Source organism: Mesorhizobium sp. M0998 (genome assembly GCF_040318885.1).
In the GTDB taxonomy this organism is placed as follows: domain Bacteria; phylum Pseudomonadota; class Alphaproteobacteria; order Rhizobiales; family Rhizobiaceae; genus Mesorhizobium.
In genome coordinates this window covers 98,884-123,493 of sequence record NZ_JAMYND010000006.1, presented here as the reverse complement: position 1 = coordinate 123,493, position 24,610 = coordinate 98,884, and the positions used below count along the sequence as shown (strand labels likewise).

26 protein-coding genes are annotated in these 24,610 nt (G+C 62.8%); 10 read left to right on the top strand and 16 right to left on the bottom strand.

Annotation, left to right across the window (positions count from 1 at the left end; genetic code table 11):
* Positions 1-111: 111 nt before the first annotated feature.
* The 13 genes from NKH59_RS08155 to rpsF all read right to left on the bottom strand — a co-directional run bounded on the left by NKH59_RS08155 (position 112) and on the right by rpsF (position 12,123).
* Entirely contained in the window at positions 112-741 is a 630-nt protein-coding gene (locus NKH59_RS08155; RefSeq protein ID WP_353021468.1) for a hypothetical protein, read from the bottom strand.
* 80 nt (positions 742-821) lie between these two features.
* On the bottom strand, positions 822-1,562 hold the full coding sequence (locus tag NKH59_RS08150; RefSeq protein ID WP_254820236.1) for an SDR family NAD(P)-dependent oxidoreductase: 741 nt from the start codon (positions 1,560-1,562) through the stop codon (positions 822-824).
* A 74-nt stretch (positions 1,563-1,636) separates the two neighbouring features.
* Positions 1,637-3,106 (bottom strand): amidophosphoribosyltransferase, encoded by a 1,470-nt coding sequence (gene purF / locus NKH59_RS08145; RefSeq protein WP_023677717.1) that lies wholly within the window; start codon positions 3,104-3,106, stop codon positions 1,637-1,639.
* 125 nt (positions 3,107-3,231) lie between these two features.
* Positions 3,232-3,903, bottom strand: a complete 672-nt coding sequence (locus tag NKH59_RS08140; protein WP_353021466.1) for a CvpA family protein — start codon at positions 3,901-3,903, stop codon at positions 3,232-3,234.
* A gap of 47 nt (positions 3,904-3,950) precedes the next feature.
* The gene (gene radA, locus NKH59_RS08135) at positions 3,951-5,369 is read right to left on the bottom strand and encodes a DNA repair protein RadA (RefSeq protein WP_352471084.1); all 1,419 of its coding nucleotides are present in this window, start codon (positions 5,367-5,369) and stop codon (positions 3,951-3,953) included.
* A complete protein-coding gene (locus NKH59_RS08130) occupies positions 5,369-5,974 on the bottom strand; it encodes a hypothetical protein (RefSeq protein ID WP_353021464.1) in 606 nt (201 codons plus the stop codon). The genes radA and NKH59_RS08130 overlap by 1 nt, the downstream gene beginning before the upstream one ends.
* A gap of 25 nt (positions 5,975-5,999) precedes the next feature.
* Entirely contained in the window at positions 6,000-7,490 is a 1,491-nt protein-coding gene (locus NKH59_RS08125) for a replicative DNA helicase (RefSeq protein ID WP_023677714.1), read from the bottom strand.
* 206 nt (positions 7,491-7,696) lie between these two features.
* Positions 7,697-8,665: a small ribosomal subunit Rsm22 family protein gene (locus NKH59_RS08120; RefSeq protein WP_353021462.1), complete on the bottom strand. Its 969-nt coding sequence runs from the start codon at positions 8,663-8,665 to the stop codon at positions 7,697-7,699.
* A gap of 3 nt (positions 8,666-8,668) precedes the next feature.
* Positions 8,669-8,992: a YnfA family protein gene (locus tag NKH59_RS08115; RefSeq protein ID WP_352771077.1), complete on the bottom strand. Its 324-nt coding sequence runs from the start codon at positions 8,990-8,992 to the stop codon at positions 8,669-8,671.
* 82 nt (positions 8,993-9,074) lie between these two features.
* Positions 9,075-10,364: a cyclopropane fatty acid synthase gene (locus NKH59_RS08110; protein WP_352471088.1), complete on the bottom strand. Its 1,290-nt coding sequence runs from the start codon at positions 10,362-10,364 to the stop codon at positions 9,075-9,077.
* Between the two features lie 153 nt (positions 10,365-10,517).
* Positions 10,518-11,102: a 50S ribosomal protein L9 gene (gene rplI / locus NKH59_RS08105; protein WP_254820243.1), complete on the bottom strand. Its 585-nt coding sequence runs from the start codon at positions 11,100-11,102 to the stop codon at positions 10,518-10,520.
* A 272-nt stretch (positions 11,103-11,374) separates the two neighbouring features.
* Entirely contained in the window at positions 11,375-11,623 is a 249-nt protein-coding gene (rpsR, locus tag NKH59_RS08100; protein WP_006203718.1) for a 30S ribosomal protein S18, read from the bottom strand.
* Positions 11,623-12,123 carry a 30S ribosomal protein S6 gene (rpsF, locus tag NKH59_RS08095; protein WP_292663863.1) on the bottom strand — a complete coding sequence of 167 codons (501 nt, stop codon included), beginning with the start codon at positions 12,121-12,123 and terminating at the stop codon, positions 11,623-11,625. The genes rpsR and rpsF overlap by 1 nt, the downstream gene beginning before the upstream one ends.
* Positions 12,124-12,577: 454 nt before the next feature.
* Between rpsF and NKH59_RS08090 the strand changes: the two genes are divergently transcribed.
* Complete coding sequence (locus NKH59_RS08090; RefSeq protein ID WP_353021460.1) at positions 12,578-14,122, top strand: pilus assembly protein TadG-related protein; 1,545 nt, start codon at positions 12,578-12,580, stop codon at positions 14,120-14,122.
* A gap of 31 nt (positions 14,123-14,153) precedes the next feature.
* On the opposite strand, the gene NKH59_RS08085 is transcribed toward NKH59_RS08090, so the two are convergent.
* The gene (locus NKH59_RS08085; protein WP_352471090.1) at positions 14,154-16,079 is read right to left on the bottom strand and encodes an LTA synthase family protein; all 1,926 of its coding nucleotides are present in this window, start codon (positions 16,077-16,079) and stop codon (positions 14,154-14,156) included.
* A gap of 247 nt (positions 16,080-16,326) precedes the next feature.
* Between NKH59_RS08085 and fabD the strand changes: the two genes are divergently transcribed.
* The 9 genes from fabD to gmk all read left to right on the top strand — a co-directional run bounded on the left by fabD (position 16,327) and on the right by gmk (position 23,380).
* Positions 16,327-17,304: an ACP S-malonyltransferase gene (gene fabD, locus NKH59_RS08080; RefSeq protein WP_352471091.1), complete on the top strand. Its 978-nt coding sequence runs from the start codon at positions 16,327-16,329 to the stop codon at positions 17,302-17,304.
* A 52-nt stretch (positions 17,305-17,356) separates the two neighbouring features.
* Positions 17,357-17,578: a type II toxin-antitoxin system RelB family antitoxin gene (relB, locus tag NKH59_RS08075; RefSeq protein ID WP_352467166.1), complete on the top strand. Its 222-nt coding sequence runs from the start codon at positions 17,357-17,359 to the stop codon at positions 17,576-17,578.
* Entirely contained in the window at positions 17,562-17,828 is a 267-nt protein-coding gene (locus tag NKH59_RS08070; RefSeq protein ID WP_353021458.1) for a type II toxin-antitoxin system RelE family toxin, read from the top strand. Before relB ends, NKH59_RS08070 begins: the two co-directional genes overlap by 17 nt.
* 54 nt (positions 17,829-17,882) lie before the next feature.
* Complete coding sequence (fabG, locus tag NKH59_RS08065) at positions 17,883-18,620, top strand: 3-oxoacyl-[acyl-carrier-protein] reductase (protein ID WP_352471093.1); 738 nt, start codon at positions 17,883-17,885, stop codon at positions 18,618-18,620.
* A 187-nt stretch (positions 18,621-18,807) separates the two neighbouring features.
* A complete protein-coding gene (locus NKH59_RS08060) occupies positions 18,808-19,044 on the top strand; it encodes an acyl carrier protein (RefSeq protein WP_006203723.1) in 237 nt (78 codons plus the stop codon).
* 34 nt (positions 19,045-19,078) lie between these two features.
* Positions 19,079-20,341 carry a beta-ketoacyl-ACP synthase II gene (fabF, locus tag NKH59_RS08055; RefSeq protein WP_353021456.1) on the top strand — a complete coding sequence of 421 codons (1,263 nt, stop codon included), beginning with the start codon at positions 19,079-19,081 and terminating at the stop codon, positions 20,339-20,341.
* A 93-nt stretch (positions 20,342-20,434) separates the two neighbouring features.
* Positions 20,435-21,661 carry an endolytic transglycosylase MltG gene (gene mltG / locus NKH59_RS08050; protein WP_352471094.1) on the top strand — a complete coding sequence of 409 codons (1,227 nt, stop codon included), beginning with the start codon at positions 20,435-20,437 and terminating at the stop codon, positions 21,659-21,661.
* Between the two features lie 138 nt (positions 21,662-21,799).
* Positions 21,800-22,690 carry a YicC/YloC family endoribonuclease gene (locus NKH59_RS08045; RefSeq protein ID WP_352471095.1) on the top strand — a complete coding sequence of 297 codons (891 nt, stop codon included), beginning with the start codon at positions 21,800-21,802 and terminating at the stop codon, positions 22,688-22,690.
* Between the two features lie 33 nt (positions 22,691-22,723).
* A complete protein-coding gene (gene gmk / locus NKH59_RS08040) occupies positions 22,724-23,380 on the top strand; it encodes a guanylate kinase (protein WP_023677701.1) in 657 nt (218 codons plus the stop codon).
* Here gmk and NKH59_RS08035 read toward each other — a convergent pair whose 3' ends face one another.
* Both NKH59_RS08035 and rsmA read right to left on the bottom strand, forming a co-directional pair.
* The gene (locus tag NKH59_RS08035) at positions 23,381-23,674 is read right to left on the bottom strand and encodes a DUF1330 domain-containing protein (protein ID WP_352471096.1); all 294 of its coding nucleotides are present in this window, start codon (positions 23,672-23,674) and stop codon (positions 23,381-23,383) included.
* Positions 23,675-23,748: 74 nt separating this feature from the next.
* Positions 23,749-24,588: a 16S rRNA (adenine(1518)-N(6)/adenine(1519)-N(6))-dimethyltransferase RsmA gene (gene rsmA / locus NKH59_RS08030; RefSeq protein ID WP_352471097.1), complete on the bottom strand. Its 840-nt coding sequence runs from the start codon at positions 24,586-24,588 to the stop codon at positions 23,749-23,751.
* Positions 24,589-24,610 lie beyond the last annotated feature (22 nt).

Here is a 24,610-nt window from a genome sequence, read left to right as displayed (position 1 = left end):
TTTTGGGACTCGCACGATCCTAGCAACTCCGGCCCAGGGGCGAAAGCTGGGCCAAAGCGCGGCGTTAAGCCACGGTATCACAGCCACGTGATGTCGGGTCGTTTTTTTGGTTCAGTTCGCCGCAAAACAATAGAACAGGCCGTCGCCGCCGGTGCCCTTCAGCGCTTCCTGGCTGCAGCCACCGCGTGACGCATGCGAGGAATTCCACGATTTGGCGGCTGCCGAATCATCGAGGCCGGTACGATCGTGATGACCCATCATCGCCACACCTTCTGCTCCGCTCAGCGTCCAGTCGCCGCAGGTCTGGTCGGCTATTTTCGTGCCATCCGGGTTGGAGCCGGTCAACACGTCGTGCCGGTTGGGCGCGTCGCCGCGGCCGTTGACCATTTGGCCCTTTTCGTCGAGTGCCGTCTGTTTGGTGATGGCGTTGGCATCGCTATGCAGGGAAGCGACATCATCGGCGATCTTGACGCCCTTGGCGTTGAACCACGGGCCTTTGCCGATACGGTCGCGTGCATCGGTATCGCTGGTCGAGAGATAGGCGCGCCATGTCTTGCCGGTAACGCCCGCGGCTTCGGCCAGTGAACTACAATGGGCGTCGGCGCCGGCGAGACCGCCGAGATCGGCGCCTTTGCCAGAGCCGACGCTGGTGACGAAAAAGCTCATCGTTGCCTCCTGCGACGACGCGGCGCCGATCACTGCAAGCAGCGCGGTGGCAGTCAAGAGAAGCAGTCTCCGCATATGGTCCTCCGTTTCTCGAATTGTGGCACCCGAACAACGTTGGTGCCGGCGCAATTCTTCCGGCAAAATGCGATGTGTGGCTACTCCGGCTGCCGGTAGGCGACAAAGCGATTGTGCTTGGCCTGGAAGATCAGCCCGGTCTCCTTGAGCGTGGGGCTGGCCAGCGGCACGATTCGCTTGGCGATCTCCGAAGGGTGCGGCAGTGTTTCAGGATCCTCGCCGGGTACGGCCTGCGCCCGCATCGCGGTGCGCGTTGCCCCGGGATCGGCGGCATTGACCCTGAGCGGCAGGTTTTCGGTCTCATGCGCCCATGAACGCGTCATGGCCTCGACCGCCGCCTTCGACGCCGCATAAGGCGCCCAGAAGGCGCGTGCGGAGTGGGCAAGGCTGGAGCTCAGCACGATAGCACGGCCGGCATCGGAAAGCCTGAGCAGCGGGTCGACCGAGCGGATCAGCCGCCACGTTGCGGTGACGTTGATGGTCATCACTTTCTCGAAGGTCTTGGCCTCGACATGGCCGATCGGGGCGATGACGCCGAGCACGGCGGCGTTGGCGACCAGTATGTCGAGCTTGCCCCAGCGCTCGTGGATGGCGCCGCCCAGCCGGTCGATCCCCGCCATGTCGGCAAGATCGAGCGGTACCAGCGTCGCCTGTCCGCCACCTGCCTTGATCTGGTCGTCGAGTTCTTCCAACCCGCCGACGGTGCGGGCAACCGCAATCACATGCGCACCGGCGGCGGCAAGCTCCCTGGCGATGAAATAGCCGATGCCGCGCGAGGCGCCGGTGACGACCGCAACGCGGCCGGAGAGGTCAAGGCTCATACGATGGATTCCGACAGGCAAGGTGAAACCGCCGTGAGGGGCTAAGGGGAGGGAGACAAACGGACCGGCAAGGCCTACGACCCGCCGGCCGCTAACAGCGACAGTGTGCGCACATTGTCGGAGCCTTCGAAGTCGGCAAGCCGGGTCGGATACTGGCCGGTGAAGCAGGCGTCGCAGAATTGCGGCTGCTCGTTGTCGCGGCCGGCCTCGCCGACGGCGCGGTAGAGCCCGTCGATCGACAGGAAGCCGAGCGAATCGACGCGGATGAACTCGGCCATCTCCTCCACCGACATGCGCGACGCCAGCAGCTTCGACTTTTCCGGTGTGTCGACGCCGTAAAAGCAGGAGGCGCGCGTCGGTGGCGAAGCGATGCGCATATGCACTTCCTTGGCGCCGGCATCGCGCACCATCTGGACGATCTTCTGGCTGGTGGTGCCGCGCACGATCGAATCATCCACCAGCACCACGCGCTTGCCTTCGATCATGCGGCGGTTGGCGTTGTGCTTGAGCTTGACACCCATGTGGCGGATCGAATCGCCGGGCTGGATGAAGGTGCGGCCAACATAGTGATTGCGGATGATGCCGAGCTCGAACGGAATGCCCGCGGCCTGCGAAAATCCGATCGCCGCCGGCGTACCCGAATCCGGCACCGGCACGACGATGTCGGCCTCGACCGGACTTTCCTGCGCCAGCTCGGCGCCGATGCGCTTGCGCACTTCATAGACGTTGCGGCCTTCGACCGACGAATCCGGCCGCGCGAAATAGACATATTCGAAGATGCAGAAGCGGGTCTTCTGCGGCTCGAACGGGAACAGGCTTTCGATGCCCTTGCTGGTGACGACGACCATTTCGCCGGGCTTCAGGTCGCGCACGAAACGCGCACCGATAATATCGAGCGCGCAGGTCTCGGAGGCGAGAATCCAGGCGCCGTCGAGATCGCCGAGCACCAGCGGGCGGATGCCGAGCGGGTCGCGGCACCCGATCATCTTCTTGGACGTCATCGCCACCAGCGAGAAGGCGCCTTCGACTTGGCGCACCGCATCGATGAAGCGCGAATTCAGGTCGCGCTCCTTGCTGGTGGCAACCAGGTGCAGGAGCGTTTCGGTGTCGGAGGTGGAAGAGAAGATGGCGCCTTGCTTCTGCAGGGCGCGCTGAACGGTCATGGCGTTGGTGAGATTGCCGTTATGGGCGACGGCAAAGCCGCCATCGGCAAGTTCGGCGAAGAAAGGCTGGATATTGCGCAGACCGGCGCCGCCGGTGGTGGCATAGCGTGTGTGGCCGATAGCACGGTTGCCTTGCAGGCTGTCGATGACACGCTGCTTAGTAAAGGTGTCGCCGATCAGGCCGACATGGCGTTCGACATGGAATTGGGTGCCGTCATAGGAAACGATGCCGGCCGCTTCCTGGCCTCGATGCTGCAACGCATGCAGACCGAGCGTTACGATGGCTGCGGCGTCCTGCCGGCCGAAAATGCCGAACACGCCGCATTCGTCGTGGAAATGGTCATCGGCTTCGGCGGAAAGCACGTCGTCTGCGTCTGCCACTGAGGCTGCCATTGGGGCTCAAGCTCCGCTAAAGTCGCCATATAAGGTCATAGCGCATCGAAAGCAACGCACGTCGTGCGGCGTTCACATGATCGACAGTCTTGAGCCTGGCAAGTCCGTCGAAATCAGTTTGCCGGCGCCGGGTTTGCAGGTGCCGGCGTCGCGGGCGCATTGTCGGCCGGCGGCGCATCGCTGTCGTCGGGTGCCGGAGCAGTGGCGTCGTCGCCGGCGGCAGGGGCTTCCGCTGCAGGCGCGTCGGGGGCCAGAGGCGTCTCGGTGGCCGGCTGATTCGGATTGAGCTTGTTGAGGATGGTGTTTTCCGGATCCTCGGGCAGCAGGCTTTCGAGCTTGGCGCCGATCGATTCGAGCAATGGCTTTGACTTGGCGTTGGCAATCCAGCCTGGAGCCTTGGCGCCGGCCAGCCAATTGAAGAAAAGCAGCGCGACAGCGACGACCAGGATGCCGCGCGCCGCGCCATAGAGGAAGCCAAGTGTACGATCGAGCGCGCCGATCCTGGAATCGATGATCCAGTCGGCGAGCTTCATGGTGATGACCGAAACGACGATCAGCGCGACAATGAAGACGATACCGGCGGCCGCCGCCATGGCGGCCTTTTCGTTGTCAACATAGGGCTGAATGTAAGGCAGCACCGGCTTGTAGAAGAAGAAGGCGGCGGCCGCGGCGGCTGCCCAGGAGATGATCGACAGGATCTCGCGAGAAAAGCCGCGAACCATAGCGAGCATCGCCGAGACCAGGGTGAAGCCGACGAGAATTCCGTCAAGCAGCGTAATCGGCATGTTTTTCGCCCCACTCCGATCTCTTTTTCACGGCCCGACGAGCCGCATCACTCTTGCTCGTCGGCGCGGCTGCGCCTAGAGCCGGCTATGCGCGCCACGAGATCGGCAAGCTCGGTGGGCTGGAAAGCGCTGGCTCCGATCCCCCCGACCGCATTACCACCAACAAGTTCCTCGCTGCCCAAGGGCAGAACCGCGCGTCCGAAACCCAGCTTTTCGGCTTCCTTGAGGCGCTGCTGCGCATGCGCAACCGGCCTCACCGCACCCGACAGGCTGATTTCGCCGAAATAGACGCAATCGGCGGGAAGGGCAAGACCGGTGAGCGAGGAAACCAGTGCCGCCGCCACTGCCAGGTCGGCCGCCGGCTCCGAAATGCGGTAGCCGCCGGCAACGTTGAGATAGACGTCGTGCGTGCCGAAGCGGACGCCGCAATGGGCTTCCAGAACCGCCAGGATCATCGACAGCCGGGCACCGTCCCAGCCGACGACGGCGCGGCGCGGTGTGCCCAGCGTCGATGGCGCCACCAGCGCCTGGATCTCGACCAGCACCGGCCGTGTGCCTTCCATGCCGGCGAAAACCGCGGCACCGGGCGACTTCGCATGGCGCTCACCGAGGAAAAGCTCGGACGGATTGGCGACTTCCCGCAAGCCCTTATCCGACATTTCGAAGACACCGATCTCATCGGTTGGCCCGAAGCGATTCTTGACCGTGCGCAGGATGCGGTAGTGGTGGCCGCCTTCGCCCTCGAAATAGAGCACCGCGTCGACCATGTGCTCGACGACGCGCGGTCCGGCGATCTGGCCCTCCTTGGTGACGTGGCCGACCAGAACGATCGCCGCCCCTGTGGATTTTGCGTAGCGGATCATCGCCTGGGCGGCGGCACGCACCTGGGTCACCGTGCCGGGCGCCGAATCGGCCATATCGGTCCACAGCGTCTGGATCGAATCGAGAATGACCAGATCCGGCCGCTTGCCATCGGCGATGGTGGCGAGGATGTCCTCGACATTGGTTTCGGCGGCGAGCTCGACCGGGGTGTCGGCGACGCCGAGCCGCTGGGCGCGCAGCCTGATCTGCGCGACCGCCTCTTCGCCCGAGACATAGACGATGCGGTGGCCCTTTGCCGCCAGCGCGGCCGCGGCCTGGGTGAGCAGCGTCGACTTGCCGATGCCGGGATCGCCGCCGACCAGCAGCGCCGAGCCGCGCACGAAGCCGCCGCCGGTGGCGCGGTCGAGTTCGCCGATGCCGGAGACGATGCGCGGCGCGTCCTCGATGTCGCCGGAGAGGCTGGTCAGCACCACCGCGCGGCCTTTGCGTGCATTGCGCGTATTGGCCGGGCCGGAACCTATGCCGCCTGACGTGCCTTCCTCGACCAGCGTGTTCCACTCGCCGCAGGCATCGCATTTGCCGGCCCAGCGCTGATGCACCGAACCGCAATTCTGGCAGATGAACTGGATACGGGATTTGGCCATCAGTTTATTGGTTCCAAGAGGTATTTGGAACGATCCCAGTAAATCGGCAAAGCATTTTCGACTGTATCGAAATGAGTGCGGCGCTGGCCGTTGCTCTGAGCCCAATTGTCGTATGCCGACCAACATGCATAGATGAACAAATTTACCGCCAAATCATTGTCTCGCCTGACTGCTTCATGCAGCGTTTCGAACAATCGCCTGAGCGCTAACGAGAGGCGGCGGTCCTGAAGCCGATGCATGAGAAGGAATGCACACCCGATCGCAGCGACAGACGTACTCTGCCGAGAGTCCCCTGACCAAAGTGCCAAAAGGCCCAGAAGATTATCGATGTCGCGAGTCGTTCCCAGCTTCCAAATCCGATAGAGGCCGGTCACTGCCGCGCTTCGCGAATAGTCTTCGACATGCTTGGCAAGGAATTTCCTCACCAATTCAACGTTCTCGGGCGTCGGTTCGCTTGAGTAGCAGAACACCAGCAAACCGGCGTGCGATTCCGTGCGAGAAATTGACTCGGCAGATATCAAATATTCAGTGAGTTGCGCGCGTTCATCCTCGGAGATGTCATACTCTTCGAATTTTATCCTTTGGTAGATATCGCTAAAGTCCAATCGGCTGCTCCGCGACAATGCATGCCTACTCGAACCGATCCGGCAAATGATGCTCTTCCGCAAGGTCCGAGAAGCGGGTGAATTCGCCCTGGAAGGCGAGGCTGACCGATCCCGTTGGGCCGTGGCGCTGTTTGGCGACGATGACCTCGGCCTTGCCGCGCATCTCGTTCATCTCGTGTTCCCATTTGATGTATTCGTCGGTGCCCGGCTTCGGCTCGCGGTTCTTCAGATAATATTCCTCGCGGTAGACGAACAGCACCACGTCGGCGTCCTGCTCGATGGAGCCCGATTCGCGCAGATCCGAAAGCTGCGGGCGCTTGTCGTCGCGGCTCTCGACCTGGCGCGACAGCTGCGACAGCGCGATGATCGGCACGGCCAGCTCCTTGGCTAGTGCCTTGAGGCCGGTGGTGATCTCGGTGATTTCCTGGACGCGGTTTTGCGAGGATTTCGCGCTCGATCCCTGCATCAGCTGGATATAGTCGATAACGATGACGTCGAGGCCGCGCTGGCGCTTCAGGCGACGCGCGCGGGCCGACAGCTGAGCGATGGAAATGCCGCCGGTCTGGTCGATGAACAGCGGGATTTTCTGCATTGTCTGCGAGCAGGCGACCAGCTTTTCGAAATCCATCTCGCTGATCTCGCCGCGCCGGATTTTCGACGACGGGATTTCCGTCTGTTCGGAAATAATGCGGGTGGCCAGCTGTTCGGATGACATTTCGAGCGAAAAGAAGCCGACGACGCCGCCATTGGCCGCCTTGAACGAGCCGTCCGCCTGCTGCGCCGGGACATAGGCCTCGGCGATGTTGAAGGCGATATTGGTGGCGAGCGAGGTCTTGCCCATGCCGGGGCGGCCGGCAATGATGATCAGGTCGGACGACTGAAGGCCGCCCATGCGGCGGTCGAGATCGCGCAAGCCGGTAGCAACGCCCGACAAATGCCCGTCGCGCATATAAGCCGCATTGGCCATGTCGACGGCGGTCTTGACGGCATCGGTGAAGCTCTCGAAGCCGCCATCGTAGCGGCCGGTTTCGGCCAATTCGAACAGGCGCCGCTCGGCATCCTCGATCTGGTCGGAGGGCGACATGTCGACCGGCGCGTCATAGGCGATGTTGACCATGTCCTCGCCGACAGTGATTAGCGCGCGCCGCGTCGCCAGATCGTAGATGGCGCGGCCATAGTCGGTGGCGTTGACGACGGTGACGGCCTCGACCGCCAACCGCACGACATATTGCGCCACCGTCATGTCGCCGACCTTCTCGTCGGCCGGCAGGAAGGTCTTCAGCGTGATCGGCGTCGCGATCTTGCCCATGCGGATGAGCTCGGCCGCGACCTCGAAGATCTTTCTATGCAGCGGCTCGTAGAAATGGCCGGGCTTCAGGAAGTCGGAGACGCGGTAGAAGGCATCGTTGTTGACCAGTATGGCGCCGAGCAGCGCCTGCTCGGCCTCGATATTGTTCGGCGCCTCGCGATAGAGCGGTGTTTCCGCCACGCCGAATTTTCGTGCTGCCTCTGCCATGATGTCCCCGGTCCTGATCCCCGTCTTTCGATATCAGAACGAGACAAGGCGGTGATGACTTATCTGCATCAGTCCCCAACCAACCAACTTTGATGCCCGCGATTCACAGCCAGGATCTTTCGGTGGAAAGAATCTCGATTGACTCGAATCAAGATGGCGAGCCTAGCCGTTCTCAGGCGAGAACAAAACAGGAAAATAGCTGCCGGTCATTCCGGCAAGGCATCACCCCAATCCAGTCGCCGCGCGGCCTTGAACGTCTCGCCGTCGCGCTTGGTGAACAGTCGCTCGGCAGCACCCCCTTCCTGTTCGCAAAGCTTCAGCAAGACCTTGCCGGACCCCGACTTCGGCGGTGCGATCACTCGCGCTCGAGGCGGAGCGGCCGGATGGCGGGAGGCCGCGACAAAGATGAATTTCTCGTCCTCCCACGGCACCTCGGCATCCTTGGCCAGACGGTGCAGGCGCGAGCGGGCGACGCGGCGGGCGAAATGGCACCAGTCGGGGGCAACGAGCGGGCAGGGCGCCTCATGCGGGCAGGGCGCAAGCACGTGCGCGCCCGCCTCGATCAACTGCCGCCGCACGGCAAGAATACGCTGCCAGCCGGCCGGCGTGCCCGGCTCGACCACCAGCAGCGTGTCTGCGGTCAGCTGCCAGAGCCGGTCGACGAGTTTTGCCAGCGATGCCGGCGCGATCTCATCCAGCACATAGGCTGAAGTCACCAGCTCGGCCGGCTCCAGATCGACCAGGTCGATGGTGATGTCGCCGGTCCGCCAGGCGGTCCTGGCCGTGATCGCATCCGCAGCAAGTGCTTCGCCGACCCTTCGTACCGCGGCGCCGGCCTCGAGTAGCACCGCCTGTTCGAGATCCGGCCAGAGATTGATTGTGGCCCAAAGCACCGTGCCAGGGCCGGCGCCGACATCGAGCAAGGTCTTCGGAGCATAGTCGGGCCGAGACTCGCCCACCGCATCGAGGCTGGCGCGAACGGCCGCATAGGTCGCCGGTAGCCGCGTTGCCAGATAGGCCTTCACCGCCATGTCTTCGGCCATGTGCAGGCGACCGTCGCGCAACTCGGCGCGGTAGCGGTCCGACAGCGTCTTTGCCGCTTGCTTAAGCATCGGCAACGGCACTTTTTCGAGGAGGCGGTCGACGCCTTGTCTAAGCGGGACGGGCAGTTCCATCGCTTAGGCAGTCCGAGGTGCGAGCAGAATGACCGAGGCGCCAACGATGCAGATCGCGGCACCGGCAAGATCCCAGCGGTCGGGGTGCACGCCTTCCGCCAGCCACAGCCAGGCCAGCGAGGCGGCAATGCAGATGCCGCCATAGGCGGCGTAGGCCCGGCCCGCCGCGCTGGTGTCGACCAGCGCCAGCAGCCACGCGAATAGCACGAGCGAGACGAGACCGGGCGCCAACCACAGCGGCGACTTGTCCAGCCGCCACCATGCCCAGAACGAAAAGCAGCCCGCGATCTCGGCAAGTGCGGCGGCGACGTAGAGGAGGTAGGTCATGAAAAAAGATCCCGCGTTTGACGGGACCCTTTTCAGCGTGCCGGCCGGCAATGGCAAGTGGCGATGGCGTGATGCCGGCAGTCTACTCCGGATCCGCCACCTTGCGGCGGCGAGTGGGCTTGGCCACCGGAGCCTTTTCGCGACGTCCAAGATCGCGCATCTCCAGCGCCTTCTCGCAACTGGCCATGTAGTCGCGCGTCATCGGCAGCGTGTCGTTCTTCTTGGCAATCTGGATCTGGAAGATCACCAGATCCTGCCAGCGGAAGGCAGCTTCCGAGGCGGCAAGATAGAACTCCCACATGCGGCAGAAGCGCTCGTCATAAATCGCCCTGGCCTTGTCGCGGTTGGCCGCGAAGCGCTCGCCCCAATGCTTCAGCGTCTCGGCATAATGCAGCCGCAGAACCTCGATGTCGGTGACGACGAGCCCCGATTTTTCGATGGCCGGCATCACTTCGGATAGCGACGGGATGTAGCCGCCCGGGAAGATGTACTTGCGGATGAAGGCGCTGGTTGCCCACGGCACGCCGGAGCGGCCGATCGTGTGCAGCAGCATGACGCCGTCCGGCTTCAGCAGCGTCGCCGACTTGTCGAAGAAGGTGCGGAAATGATTGACCCCGACATGCTCGAACATGCCGACGGAGACGATGCGGTCGAAACGTTCATTGAGTTCGCGATAGTCCTTGATGTCGAAATGCACCCGGTTTTGCAGGCCTTGCGCATGGGCGCGGTCGGTGGCGACGCCGTGCTGCTCGGTCGACAGCGTCACCCCCTGTACGTCGACGTCGAACGCCTTGGCTAGATAGAGCCCAAGCCCACCCCAGCCGGAGCCGATATCAAGAACCGTCTGGCCGGCCTTCAGCCTGAGCTTGGCGGCGATATGGCGCTTCTTGGCCGCTTGTGCCTCATCGAGCGTCATGTCCGGCTGCTCGAAATAGGCGCAGGAATATTGCATGTCCTCATCGAGGAAGAGGCGGTAGAGGTCGCCCGACAGATCGTAATGGCGCTGCACGTTGCGGCGCGCCCGCGACGCCGTGTTGATCTGCTGCAGGCGCCGGAAGGCGTGGCGCAGACCTTCGATCGCCTTCGACCAGGTGGCATCGATACCGCCGCTGCCCATGTTCTGGAAGGCAATCCGCATCACTCCCAGCACGCCGCCCTCAAGAATGTCGAGTTCACCGTCCATGTAGGCTTCCGGCACCGCCAGCATCGGATCGAAGGTTATTGCGCGCTCGGCATGCCTTGTCTTGATGTGCATGTGCACCGGCTCGCCGCTGCCGTCACCGAAAGTCACCATCGAGCCTTGCGGCCCTGTCACCTTGAGATTGCCTGTGCGGACCAGGCGGTCGAGAACGCGTTTCAGCAGAATATTCATGACCAATTGTCCCCTCTCGGCCAGACATGCTGTCCTATTCTGCATCAAGATATAGGGGTTCGAAAAGTTCCATTTGGCATAAAAATGCCCGGGTACGAGGCCCGGGCATTGGTCCAGAATAGCGATTAGCCGGCGAATGCCGACGAATGACGATCAGCCGTTGTCTTCGCCGCCTTCGAACTCCGCATTCGGATCGAAGAAGTTTTCCGGCCGCGCATTATCGTTGATGTCCTCGCCGTAGATGGCTTCGGCGGTGGTCAGTGTTTCGCCCTTGGCCTGGCGCTCGGCTTCGTCGGCCGTGCGGGCAATGTTGAGCGTGATGGTAACCTCGACTTCCGGGTGCAGCGCGATCGCCACATTGGTGACGCCGATGGTCTTGATTGGCTGGTTGAGCAGGATCTGGTTGCGGTTGACCGAAAAACCTTCCGCCGTCACCAGCTCGGCGATGTCGCGCGTCGAGACCGAACCATAAAGCTGACCGGTTTCGCCGGCCGAGCGCACGGCGATGAAGCTCTTGCCGTCGAGCTTTTCTGCAATCTGCGCGGCTTCGGACTTGCGCTCCAGGTTGCGGGCTTCGAGCTGGGCCCGCTGCCCCTCGAACTTCTTCTTGTTAGCTTCGTTGGCGCGCAGCGCCTTGCCTTGCGGCAGCAGGAAATTGCGGGCGAACCCGTCCTTGACCTTGACGGTATCGCCCATCTGGCCGAGGCGGGAAACGCGTTCGAGAAGAATGACTTCCATGGTTTTGTTCCTTCGCTTGGGCGCTATCCTCAGGATCGGCGCCGAGTTGTCTGGAACAGGTCAGGAAGCTGGGGCGTCGCCGCCTGTGTCGCTGTCCTGCCTGTCGCGGCAGTTAGGATCTCTTGTCGAAATCCAACCCGGGATTTGGTGTTCGATCCGGCTACGCCCGTCGTGGCCGGTGAAAAGCGGGCGGCGAACCGCCCGCTGGCTAGACCATGATCCCGAAAAGTGGAAACCGATTTTCGGATAAGATCATGGTCAACTAATCAGTGTTAGCGGACTACGTAGGGCAGCAGGCCGAGGAAGCGGGCGCGCTTGATCGCCTTGGCGAGCTCGCGCTGCTTCTTCTGGCTGACGGCGGTGATACGCGATGGAACGATCTTGCCGCGCTCGGAGATGTAGCGCTGCAGAAGCCGCACGTCCTTGTAGTCGATCTTCGGCGCATTGGCGCCGGAGAACGGGCAGGTCTTGCGGCGACGGTGGAAGGGGCGCCGGGTTGGGATCTGGTTGATGTCGACCATTATTCTGCGGCTCCTTCAAAGCCTTCGCGCGGACGGCGCGGGCCACGATCGGCACCGCCATCCCCGAAGCTGCGCGGCGGACGATCACCACGGTCACCGCGATCGCGGTCGCCGAATGAGCGCGGGCCACGATCGCCACGGTCGCGGTCGCCGAAGCCGCCGCGTTCCGAGCGCTCTTCGCGCTTCTGCATCATTGCCGACGGACCTTCCTCATGCGCATCGACCTTGATGGTCAGGAAACGCAGCACGTCCTCGGACAGGCCCATCTGGCGCTCCATCTCGTTGAGCGCGGCCGGCGGGCAGGTGATGTCCATGAGTGTATAATATGCCTTCCGGTTCTTGTTGACCCGGTAGGTGAGGGACTTCAGTCCCCAGTTCTCGACCCGGCCGACGGACCCGCCATTCGCGGTGATGACGCCCTTGTACTGTTCGACAAGCGCATCGACCTGCTGCTGCGAGAGGTCCTGCCGAGCAAGAAACACATGTTCGTATAGAGCCATAGTGTTCGTGCCTTTCTTCGTTTCTCTCCCGGTTCCCGGCGGCAAAAGCCTCTGCAACTTCTCTGACCCGCAATCCTTGCGAAGGCGGGGAAGAAAGGAGCATGACGAGACGGTCGAGAGCGGAGACACGGGAGGCGGAAGCGCTTCTGGCTTCACGCGAAGGTTTCGAAAAACCTCCGGCCCTCCGTTCAGCCCCCAGCAAGGACCGGCAGATTGCGGGCGTCTATACAGGAATTTGACCGCAAAGCAAGGCCAAACGACGGAGCAAACGGCCCTACCGTCCCAGAGCGCCACGGGTCTCGACGGCAAGGCTTACGGATCTCCTGAAACCGGACCTTAACCACCATGCGAAGTTCCAGCACCGGCGGGCGTGGCGGCAACCCGTCGTTCATCATGCAGATGCAAAAGCAAACAGTCTGCGCGAGTTCGGCACCAAGGCGGTTTGGGGACAAAAATGCTTTTCGACAAATTCTGCCGTTCGAAGAGCGGCAACTTTGCCCTGATGCTGGCGTTCGGGCTGCCTGCGGTTCTGACCGCCGTCGCCTTTGCCGTGGACGTGTCCACCTTGATGAGGGCCAAGGTCAGCTTGCAGAATGCACTCGATGCCGCGAACCTTGCATCTTCGCATCTCGGCGACATCGAGGCTTCGCGCAAGGACGTCTTCGACCGCTACTTCCAGACCAATGTCGCCGGCCACAGCGAGTTGAGGAACGCCGAAGCGACGCTTACCGTGGAAAGGGGCCTCAATTACATCCAGACCAAGGCTGTCGCCACGGCGGACGTCAATTTGAACTTCGCCTTCCTGTTCGGCAACGACAAGCGCATCACCGTCGATGCCGGCGCCGTCGAATCGACCAATCAGCTCGAAGTCGTGCTGGTGCTCGACAATACCGGGTCGATGGCCAGCAACGATCGCATCGGCGCATTGCGGGCGGCGGCGACGGCCCTGATCGATATGCTCGAAGCGGCGAAGTCGCCGACGCGCAGCGTACGTGTCGCGGTGGTGCCGTTCGTCACCGCCGTCAACGTCAAGGGCGAGGACTACGATCCGGCCTGGATCGACATGGCCGGCAAATCGCCGAACAACGGCGCCAATTTCCCCTCGGTCGGCGGCAAGCGCGTCAACCATATGGATCTGTTCAAGCAATTGGGCGTCGAATGGAGAGGCTGCGTCGAAGCGCGGCCAGGAACCAACAATGTTTCCGACATTTCGCCCGACCAAAACAAACCGGACACCCTGTTCGTACCTTATTTCGCGCCGGACGATCCAGGTAACGCTAGAAATCCAAACAGCTCCTACGGCAATTCAGCGACCGGCTACAACAATTCCTATCTCGACGATACCGTCGTCACCCTGCTTCCCGGCCTCACCAGCGACATGGCGAAGTACAGTGTTTCGACGATGAAGCTGATCAACGACAAGAGAGGCCCACTGACTATCGGCCCAAACCGGGCCTGTCCGACGCCGATAGTGCCGCTGACCGATGATTTCGACAAATTGCGGAAGGCCGTCGGTGAGATGATCGAATGGAACGGCTCGGGGACCAATGTTTCGGAAGGCTTGTCATGGGGGATGCGGGTGCTCTCGCCGGAACCGCCTTACAGCGACGGCGCGCCGTTCAGGGCGTCAGGCACGACCAAAACGGTGCTGCTGCTCACCGACGGCGAGAATGTTGTCTATGGCGCGAAGGATACGCCACAGAAGTCGGACTATGGCTCCTACGGATTCCTGGCCTCGGGTCGGTTTGGATCCAGCGACCAGACCGCGGCTGCGCGCAATGTCGACGATTGGACAACCAATGTATGCAACACATTGAAGAAGCAGGACGTGCAGATCTTCACAGTGCTGCTGCAGGCCGACACCGCAGCCAACCGCAAGCTCTACGAGGCCTGCGCATCGTCGCCGTCGGATTATTACCCGACCAACGACGTCAGTCAGCTCGAAAGCGTCTTCCTGAAAATCGGAAGCTCGATTTCGCAGCTGCACTTGACGAACTGAACGACGTCGGCCGCTCTCCCGCCGCCGCTGCTCAACTCGTGTGTGCAGCCACTTTGCCCGTGGTTTCGGGGAAGAAATCGGGCGCCGCATGGCGCTTGCCGAACATCATGTCGTATTGCAGCAGACGGAAGTCGCGGATTGCCGGATCGATCTCTTTCTGACGCGACCAATCGGGGGTGGCGTCGCCCCCCGGTGCCAAAAGCAAATTGCGGTCGATAACGCGGTAGCGCTCTCGCAACTGTCCGAGGAAGCCGGTGTAATAGGGATGGCTGATGCCGGCTGTCTTCAGGATATGGTAGGGCAGGAAGGACGGGCTGACGGCGCCCAGATCCTCGGTCGGGCCGCTGCGATTCGACCAGACGATCAGCGGCGTCTGGTGGTGCAGCAGCATCTGGTCGGCCGCCTCCTTGCGCGGCGCAACATTGTCCTTCAGGAAGCCGGTCTCGACGTAGACCGGCCCAAGCGGCGGCAGATGGTCGCCGAAGAACGCGATGACGGTCGGCCGCTCGCGTTTCTTCGCCCATTCGATCAGCCGCTCGAGGCCGCGGTCCGCGTCGGAAGAGCCTTCGGCATAGCTCAACAGCGATTCACGCGCCCATTGGCTGATCGGCGCCTGCACCTTGTGGGTCGGATTGTTATAGCGATACGGCTCATACGGCCCGTGGTTCTGCAGGCTGACGGCGAAAAAGAACACCGGCTCGGCGCTGGTATCGGCTTCGTGGATGATCTCGTCGGTCATCGCAGCGTCCGACGCGAGCGGTCCGCGCTTCTGCATGGGCGGCAACGTCTCCTCGGACTTGAAGTCGTTGAAGCCGAAATCGGCATAGACGGCCCCCCGGTTCCAGAACCAGTTAGTGCCGGGATGGATGGCGCGCGCCCGGTAGCCCTGACTTTTCAGGAAGGTCGCCAGCGAGGGAGTCGGTGTCCGCACATATTGCTGGTAGGGAATGCTGCCCGCCGGCAGGAAGGCGTTGGAAAAGCCGGTCAGGGCCTCGAACTCGATGTTGGCCGTCATGCCGCCGAACTCGGGCGAGAACATGTAACCCGTGCGCAGTGCCCGCACATTGGGGATAGGGTCGGGTGTGATGGTGACGCCGGGTAGCTTGGTCGGATCCCAGAAGGATTCGCTCATGACGACGATGATGTCGGGCTTCTCGGCAGGTACCGAGGCGGTCACCTGCGGTTTGCCGATCGCTTCGATCGCCTTGTCGGAATAGCCGGGCGGCGCCGAGACATGCGCCATCGGAACGTTAAGCGCGAAGGCGAGCGCAAAACCGTTCGAGGCATAGTTTTCCTTCTGGTCCCACATGATCGGGATGATCTGCAGCCGGTCGCGCGTCCACGAGAAAGTGGCATAGTCCATGATGGAAACGAAGAAGGCGATCAGCGGTACTGTCAGCGTCAGCCGGGCAAGGCGGCCCTTGTGGCTGAGCGCCGGAACGCGGCGGCGCCATAGCCGCCAGCCATAGACGAGCAGCGACAGCCCGCCGACGATGCCGATCGCCAGGGCAATGGCGGTTCCCGGGCGATCGCGTACCAGAAGCGGCATCAGTGCCACGATCTGCCGGGAATAAAGGAAATCGGTCGGATAGAGCGGATCGCCGAGATACAGCGACTTCTGGTGGCCGACGAACGCCAGCGACAATGTCAGCGGCGCGACGATCATCAGGCTCTGATGACTGCGGCCGAGCACGGCGTCGAGGCCGATGAGGATCAGCGCAAAAATGATGATCGTGGTCCAGCCGGGTTTGAAAGGCTGCAGAAAGAAATCAATGGTGCCGGCAAAGTTGCCGCGCACGATCAGTTCGATGGCAAACACAAGGATGGCCGCAGCCAGCAAGCTGATAAGGCCATAGCGGATGACAGGCCATTTGCGCGCCGGCAGATAGCCGGTCGACGGATCGCCTTCAAGAAACTGGGGCGCCGCCTCGGCTGCGCTCTGCTTGGTCTTTGCCACTTCAATAGTTCCCCGGCCCGCAACAAAAGCGTCACTCGATTGTCATCGAACTGTCACGCAAAGCCTAGCGCCTGTGGCGGAAATAAGAAGAGCCAGCAAACAAATCGTGAGCGGTTTTCATCATGAGTGATCGCCAAAAAGCCTGCCGAAACAGGCACTCGGCCGATATTACGCGATCAAGGTTGGACTTGACTTGGCCGCACGCCTTGCGTCACAGGCAACGTGAACCAGCAGCTGGGAGCCGCCGATGGCCATCGCATTCACCTTTCCGGGGCAGGGCAGCCAGGCTGTCGGCATGGGCAAGGACCTCGCCGATACCTTTGTGGAATCGCGGCGGATCTTCGAGGAAGTTGACGACGCGCTCGGCGAAAACCTATCGAAGCTGATCTGGGAAGGCCCGGAAGAGACGCTGACGCTGACCGCCAACGCCCAGCCGGCGCTGATGGCGGTGTCGCTTGCCGCAATCCGGGCGCTGGAGGCGCGCGGCTTCTCCCTGAACGGCAAGGTCACCTATGTCGCCGGCCACTCGCTCGGCGAATATTCGGCACTTGCGGCCGCAGGTTTCGTTTCGGTCGCCGACGCCGCCCGGCTGTTGCGCATCCGCGGCAATGCCATGCAGGCGGCTGTGCCGGCCGGCGAGGGCGCCATGGCGGCGATCATCGGGCTGGAACAGGCCGACGTCGAAGCCGCTTGCGCAGAGGCCGCCCAGGGCGCCGCCAAAGATCCCGCACAAGCCTTGGTTTGCCAGATCGCCAATGACAATGGCGGCGGCCAGCTGGTGATCTCCGGCGCCAGGCCAGCGGTCGAACTGGCGGCGAGGCTATGCACGGAGAAGGGCGCCAAGCGGGCGCTGATGCTGCAGGTCTCGGCGCCCTTCCATTCGGCATTGATGAAGCCTGCGGCCGAGATCATGCGGGAGGCGCTGGCCGCCGTGACGAAGAGTGCGCCGGTCGTGCCGCTGGTCTCCAATGTTACGGTGACCCCGACGAGCGATCCCGACGAGATCGCCCGCCGACTCGTCGAACAGGTGATCGGGCGCGTGCGCTGGCGCGAAACGGTGGAGTGGTTCGGCAGCAACGGCGTTGTGACGCTTTACGAAGTGGGCGCCGGCAAGGTGCTGTCGGGGCTGGCCCGCCGCATCAACCGCGACATTGCCACCAGCAGCATCGGATCGGCGGCGGAGGTCGAGACGGCACTTGCCGCCTTGGGTGACCACGTAGCTTGAATTCATCAGTGCTTGCCGCTACATGAATACATGTATCGCAACAAGGTGCGGCATGCCCACATCGATCCGCCTTTCTCCTGAAGTCGAGCAGCGCCTGGATTTTCTCGCGGCCAAGACTGGTCGCAGCAAGGCCTACTATCTGCGCGAGCTCATTGAACGTGGTCTGGAGGACTTGGAGGATTACTACCTGGCTGCCGAAGTCGTTGAGCGGATCAGGCGTGGTGAAGAAGACGTCATGAGAGCCGAGGACTTCTGGCGTGGCCTGGACGCTTGAATACGCCCACTCGGCGCGAAAATTTGTCGAAAAACTGGATCCGCAGACACGTCACCGTATCCGTGATTTTATTGAAAACCGCATTGCCGTTCTCGACAACCCGCGTGAACTCGGCAAACCGCTGAAGGGCCCGCTCGCAACCTTTTGGAGATATCGCGTCGGGGAATATCGCATCATTTGCGATGTGCAGGATAACCGGCTCGTCATTCTGGTGGTAACCATAGGCCACCGCGGCAACGTTTACAGATAGCCGAACTCACCGGCCCGTATGATTGGCCAGTACGATTTGGGAAGAGGATAAAGCATGTTCGAATTGACCGGCCGCAAGGCGCTCGTCACCGGCGCATCGGGAGGTATCGGCGAGGCGATCGCCCGCGTGCTGCACGGCCAGGGCGCCATCGTCGGCCTGCATGGCACACGTATCGAGAAATTGGAGGCGCTGGCCGCCGAACTGGGCGACCGGGTCAAGCTTTTCCCGGCCAATCTTTCCAACCGCGACGACGTCAAGGCGCTCGGCCAGAAGGCGGAAGCTGACCTCGAAGGCGTCGACATCCTCGTCAACAATGCCGGCATCACCAAGGACGGGTTGTTCGTGCGCATGGCTGACGCCGACTGGGATAGCGTGCTCGAGGTCAACCTGACCGCCGTGTTCCGGCTGACCCGCGAGCTTACCCATCCGATGATGCGGCGCCGCCATGGCCGCATCATCAACATCACTTCAGTGGTTGGCGTCATGGGTAATCCCGGCCAGACCAACTATTGCGCCTCCAAAGCCGGTATGATCGGCTTTTCCAAATCGCTGGCGCAGGAGATCGCCACCCGCAATATCACCGTCAACTGCGTCGCCCCGGGCTTCATCGAATCGGCGATGACCGCCAAGCTCAACGACAAGCAGAAAGAGGCGATCATGGCGGCGATCCCGACCCGGCGCATGGGCACGGGCGCCGAAGTCGCCTCAGCCGTCGCCTACCTCGCTTCCAACGAGGCAGCCTACGTCACCGGCCAGACCATTCATGTGAATGGCGGCATGGCAATGATCTAACACTTGGGAAAACGCTTCATTCCGTCTTGGATGCACGGGATTTTTCGTGTAATGCCGCCCGCAACCCGGCGGTTCGGGCAAAAACCGGTCCTGTTCCGCTGCGTTTCCGGCAGGACCATCTTTCAGCTTGATTAGCGGCATTCTGCCCGCTAACGAAGACAGACAACCAAAAGACGAGGATGCCCAAATGAGTGACACCGCAGAGCGCGTCAAGAAGATCGTCATCGAGCACCTTGGCGTCGATGCCGACAAGGTGACGGAGCAGGCGAGCTTCATCGATGATCTGGGCGCGGACAGCCTCGACACGGTCGAACTTGTCATGGCGTTCGAAGAAGAGTTCGGTGTCGAAATCCCGGACGACGCCGCCGAGACCATCCTGACTGTTGGCGATGCGGTGAAATACATCGACAAGGCCTCCGCCTGACGCTATTTGCAGTCATCACCGGGGAGGACCTGCGATGAGGCGTGTCGTCGTCACGGGCCTTGGGCTGCTTTCGCCGTTCGGCATGGGCTTCGAGCACAGCTGGAAGGAGCTTCTGACCGGCCGCAGCGCAGCCAAGCGCATCACCGAATTCGAGGTGGAAGATCTTGCCTGCAAGGTCGCCCACGTCATTCCGCGCGGTGACGGCTCCAATGCCACTTTCAATCCTGAAGCCGTTCTCGAGCCGAAGGAACTGCGCAAGATCGGCGACTTCATTCTGTACGGGATCGCGGCCGCCGACGAGGCACTCAAGGATTCCGGCTGGCAGCCGAAGACGCATGAGGAACAGTGCGCCACCGGCGTGCTGATCGGTTCGGGCATCGGCGGCATCGAAGGCATCGCCGAGAATGCGATGATCCTCAAGGAACGCGGTCCGCGCCGCATCAGCCCATTCTTCATCCCTGGCCAGATCATCAACCTCGTCTCCGGTCAGGTCTCGATCCGGCATGGGCTGAAAGGCCCCAACCATGCCGTCGTCACCGCTTGCTCGACCGGTGCGCACGCCATCGGCGATGCCGCCCGGCTGATCATCTGGGGCGATGCCGACGTTATGGTCGCAGGCGGCGCCGAAGCGCCGGTGACGAGACTGTCGGTCGCCGGGTTCGCCGCTTGCCGCGCGCTCTCCACCGAGCGCAACGATGCGCCACAAACGGCCTCACGCCCCTATGATCGCGATCGCGACGGCTTCGTCATGGGCGAGGGCGCCGGTGTTGTCGTGCTCGAGGAGCTCGAACACGCCAAGGCCCGCGGCGCCAAGATCTATGCCGAGGTCACCGGCTACGGTCTGACCGGCGACGCCTATCACATCACCGCGCCTGCCGAGGACGGCGACGGCGCTTTCCGTTGCATGACCGCGGCGCTGAACCGGGCGAAGCTGACGCCGGCCGATGTCGACTACATCAACGCGCACGGCACCTCGACCATGGCCGATACGATCGAACTCGGCGCCGTCGAGCGGCTGGTCGGCAACGCCGCCTCGAAGATATCGATGTCGTCGACCAAATCGTCGATTGGCCACCTGCTGGGCGCGGCTGGTGCTGCCGAGGCGATCTTTTCGATCCTCGCCATTCGCGACAACATCGCGCCGCCGACCATCAATCTTGACAATCCGGAGCGCGAACCGGCGATCGACCTGGTGCCGCACAAGCCGCGGGCCCGGCAGATAGACGTGGCGCTGTCCAACTCCTTCGGCTTCGGTGGCACCAACGCCTCGCTCGTCTTCCAGCGCTACAATGGCTGACCGCTCTGCCGGTTTCCGTCTGCCGTCAATTTTGCCATATTCGCCCCTACTCTGCCCGAGGGGATTCGTCGCAAGATCAAATGGTAGGGCGCTATGAACACAAATCCGGCCGATAACGGGGAATTCGGGCAACGGCCAGCAACGCCCACGCCCGGCCCGATCGTGCCGAAGACGGCCAGCGAGGCGTTGCGGCCCGAGGCCGGCACGCCGCCGCCGAAGCGCTCGCGTGCCTCGCGCAGCCAGTTCGTCGTGTTCATGAACTTCGTCATCTCTTCGGTGATGCTGATGGTGCTGGCGGCAGGCGTTGCGCTGTATTTCGGCAAGCAGGAGTTCAACGAGCCCGGCCCGTCGGCCAATGGCGACACTTTCCTGGTCAAGCCGAATAGCGGCGTCCAGGAGATCGCCGACCAGCTTGAGCGGCGAGGGCTGATCAGCGACGCCCGCATTTTCCGCCTTGGCGTGCGCGCCTTCGGCAATGATTCCGCCCTGAAGGCCGGCGAATACGAGATCAAGCCGCAGGCGTCGATGCACGATATCATGGAACTGCTGAAGAGCGGCAAGTCGGTGATGTATTCGCTGACCATCCCCGAGGGGCTGACGGTCGAGCAGGCGCTGCAACGGATCGCCGAGCAGGACGCGCTGACCGGCGATATGCCGTCGACCACTCCACCTGAGGGCAGCCTCGCCACCGACACGCTGCGTTTCACCCGCGGCGCAACACGCCAGCAGATGGTCGACAAGCTTCTGGCCGACCAGAAGAAGCTGGTCGACGAGGTCTGGCAACGCCGAGCGCCGGATCTGCCGATCGCCAACGTTGAGGATTTTGTCACCCTGGCCTCTATCGTCGAGAAGGAGACCGGCAAGGGCGATGAACGCTCGCGCGTAGCCGCCGTCTTCCTCAACCGGCTGGCCAAGGGTATGCGGCTGCAGTCGGACCCGACCATCATCTACGGCCTGTTCGGCGGCAAGGGCAAACCCATCGACCGCCCGATCTATCAGTCGGACATCCAGAAGCCGACGCCCTACAACACCTATCTGATCAACGGGTTACCGCCGACGCCGATCGCCAATCCCGGCCGTGCGGCGCTGGAGGCTGTCGCCAATCCGTCGAAGACCAGCGATCTCTACTTCGTCGCCGACGGCAGCGGCGGGCACGTCTTTGCCTCGACGCTCGATGAGCATAACGAGAATGTCGCTCGCTACCGGGCACTGCTGAAAAAGCAGGCGCAGGACGCCGCCAAGGCCGGAGCAACCAATACCGGAGCCGACACGCCGGCGGGAGCCATCGTTGACGATGCAGGCCCCACCGCCGCCCAGTAGGGCCGGACGCCATCAGTTTGGCCCTGTGCATATCCGGGTGGATGTGCAAGGGCTGCCATGGCATTGAAATTCACATGGTCCTGTCCGGAGAAAATCGCTCCGGCTTGAGGGGCATTCGGCAAAGGGACGCACGGCTACATGAACTTGCAGAGCATGACCGGTTTTGCGCGCAGTGTCGCCGAACACGACGGCACTTCGATTGCCTGGGAAGCCAAGTCCGTCAACGGCAAAAGCGTCGAGGTCAGGCTGCGGCTGCCGCAAGGTTTCGACCGGTTGGAGCCGGCCGTCCGGCAGACGGTGCAGAAGCGTTTTGCGCGCGGCAATTTCCAGATGACGCTGACCATTGGCCGCGCCGCCGGCGCGCAAGCGCAACCCGTGGTCAACGAGGCTTTCCTGAAGGATCTGGCGGGCTTGGCCAAGCGGCTGCAGGAGCAGTTCGGAGTAGCCCCTGCGGCGGCCGACGGCCTGCTTGCGCTGCGCGGCGTCCTCGACATTCCCGAAACCATCGAAACCGAAGAGGCGCGCAGTGCGCTCGATACCGCAATACTGTCGGCGCTGGAAGCAGCACTGAACGGGCTGCACCAGGCGCGCCAGGGCGAAGGTGCGGCACTTCGTTCCCTGCTGTCCGGCCATATCGATGCCATCGAGGCGCTGACGCTGCGGGCCGAGGCCGATCCATCACGCGAACCGGCCACGATCCGCGAAAGGCTCGCCGAGCAGATCCGCCTGTTGATGGACGCGTCTGCCAACCTGGACGCCAGCCGGCTGCATATGGAAGCGGCGTTCCTGGCCACCAAGGCCGACATACGCGAGGAGATCGACCGGCTGAAGACACATGTGGCGTCAGGCCGGGCGCTGCTCGGCGGCGGCGGCGCCATCGGCCGCAAGCTCGATTTCCTGGCACAGGAATTCAACCGCGAATCGAATACGCTGTGTTCCAAGTCGAATGCTGCCGCGGTCACCGCCATCGGGCTGGAACTGAAGGCGGTCGTCGACCAGTTTCGCGAACAGGTCCAGAATCTGGAATGATCCCGATGCCAAGCCACATGACTGCCAAGCCCCATGACCGCTAGGGATGTGGGTTCCCGCATTCGGCGCCGCGGGCTGATGCTGGTCTTGTCGTCGCCGTCAGGCGCCGGCAAGTCGACGATTGCGCGCAATCTGCTGGAGAGCGATTCCAGCCTGGAATTGTCGGTCTCGGTCACCACGCGGCCACGCCGCGGCAGCGAGATCGAGGGCGTCCATTACCACTTCCGTACCATGCGCGAGTTCGAGCGGCTGCGCGATTCCGATGCGCTGCTCGAATGGGCGGAGGTGCACGGCAATTGCTACGCGACGCCGCGCGAGCCGGCTGAACAGGCGCTGGCCGAAGGCCGCGACATGCTGTTCGACATCGACTGGCAAGGCGCTCAGCAGCTCAAGGAGAAGATGCGCGCCGACATCGTCTCGATATTCATCCTGCCGCCATCGATGAAGGAATTGAAGGCGCGGCTGAAGCGTCGCGCCGAGGACCAGGAAGCAGTGATCGAGACGCGGCTCAAGAACGCCCGCAACGAGATCGAGCACTGGAAGGAATATGATTTCGTCATCGTCAACGACGATCTCGACCGCGCTTTCGCCGAGGTGCGCGGCATCGTCACCGCCGAACGGCTCAGACGCGATCGCCGGCCCGGCCTGTTCGATTTCGTCTCGGGGCTGCTCGACGAGAAGACGGATTGATCAACGCGCTATCCCCTCGACCAGGATCAGATTGCGGCTGAGCGCGGCGTCGCGCAGCTCCAATGCAGCGGCGTATTCGGCCGAGCGATACCAGCGCCGCGCCGTGTCCATGTCGGGGAATTCGACGATGATCAGCGGCCCGGGAGACCAGTCGCCTTCCAACATTTCCACCTTGCCACCGCGTACCAGATAGCGCCCGCCGTGCTGGGCGATGGGGGCAGCCGCGCGGATGCGATAAGCTTCGATCGCCTCTGCGTCGCGGATCGTGACGTCGGAAATGACATAGGCGGCCATTGCTTGTCTCCGGGCAGGTTTGTCCGGCTATCTATGCCGTGAGAGCGGAAATTCCACGCAGACGCGTCCCGACATCACACCGCGTTGGTCAGGCGAACGAACTCCTCGACGCTCAGCGTCTCGGCGCGCCTGGTCGGATCGATGCCGGCACGGGCAAGCAGCGCCTCGCCGCCGAGGCTTTTCACGCTCTGCCGCAGCATTTTCCGGCGCTGGCCAAACGCCGCTTCGGTGACGCGGCTGAGCCGTTTCACCTCTGCCGGCAAGGGGCTGGCGCGCGGCACCAGATGCACGACCGAGGACGTCACCTTGGGTGGCGGCGTGAACGCCTGCGGCGGCACGTCGAAGGCAATCCTCGCCTCCGTCCGCCAGCCTGCCAGCACGCCGAGCCGACCATAGGCATCGCTGCCGGGGCTGGCTGCAATGCGTTCGGCGACCTCGCGCTGGAACATCAGTGTCATCGATGTGTAGAAGGGCGGCCACTCGGTAACGGTCAGCCAGCGGATCAGCAATTCGGTGCCGATATTGTAGGGCAAGTTGGCAACGATTTTCGCCGGCCCGCCGCCTCCCGGCACTCCTTTTGCAAGCGCTGCAAAATCAGCTTTCAGCGCATCGCCGGCTACGATCTCTAGCCGGCCCGGATAGTGGTTCGCGATCTCGGCCAAGGCCGCCAGGCAGCGCTCATCGCGCTCGATGGCGACGACCCGCCGGGCGCCGTTGAGGAGCAGGGCCCGGGTCAGCCCGCCCGGACCGGGACCGACCTCGATAACCGTAACGTCGCTCAGGTCGCCGGCGGTTCGCGCAATCTTGCTTGTCAGGTTAAGGTCGAGCAGAAAATTCTGGCCCAGCGCCTTTTTCGCCTGCAGCCCATGGCGCTCGATCACCTCGCGCAGTGGCGGCAGGCCGTCTATGCTCATCGGGCTGGGCTCATCAGGCGGG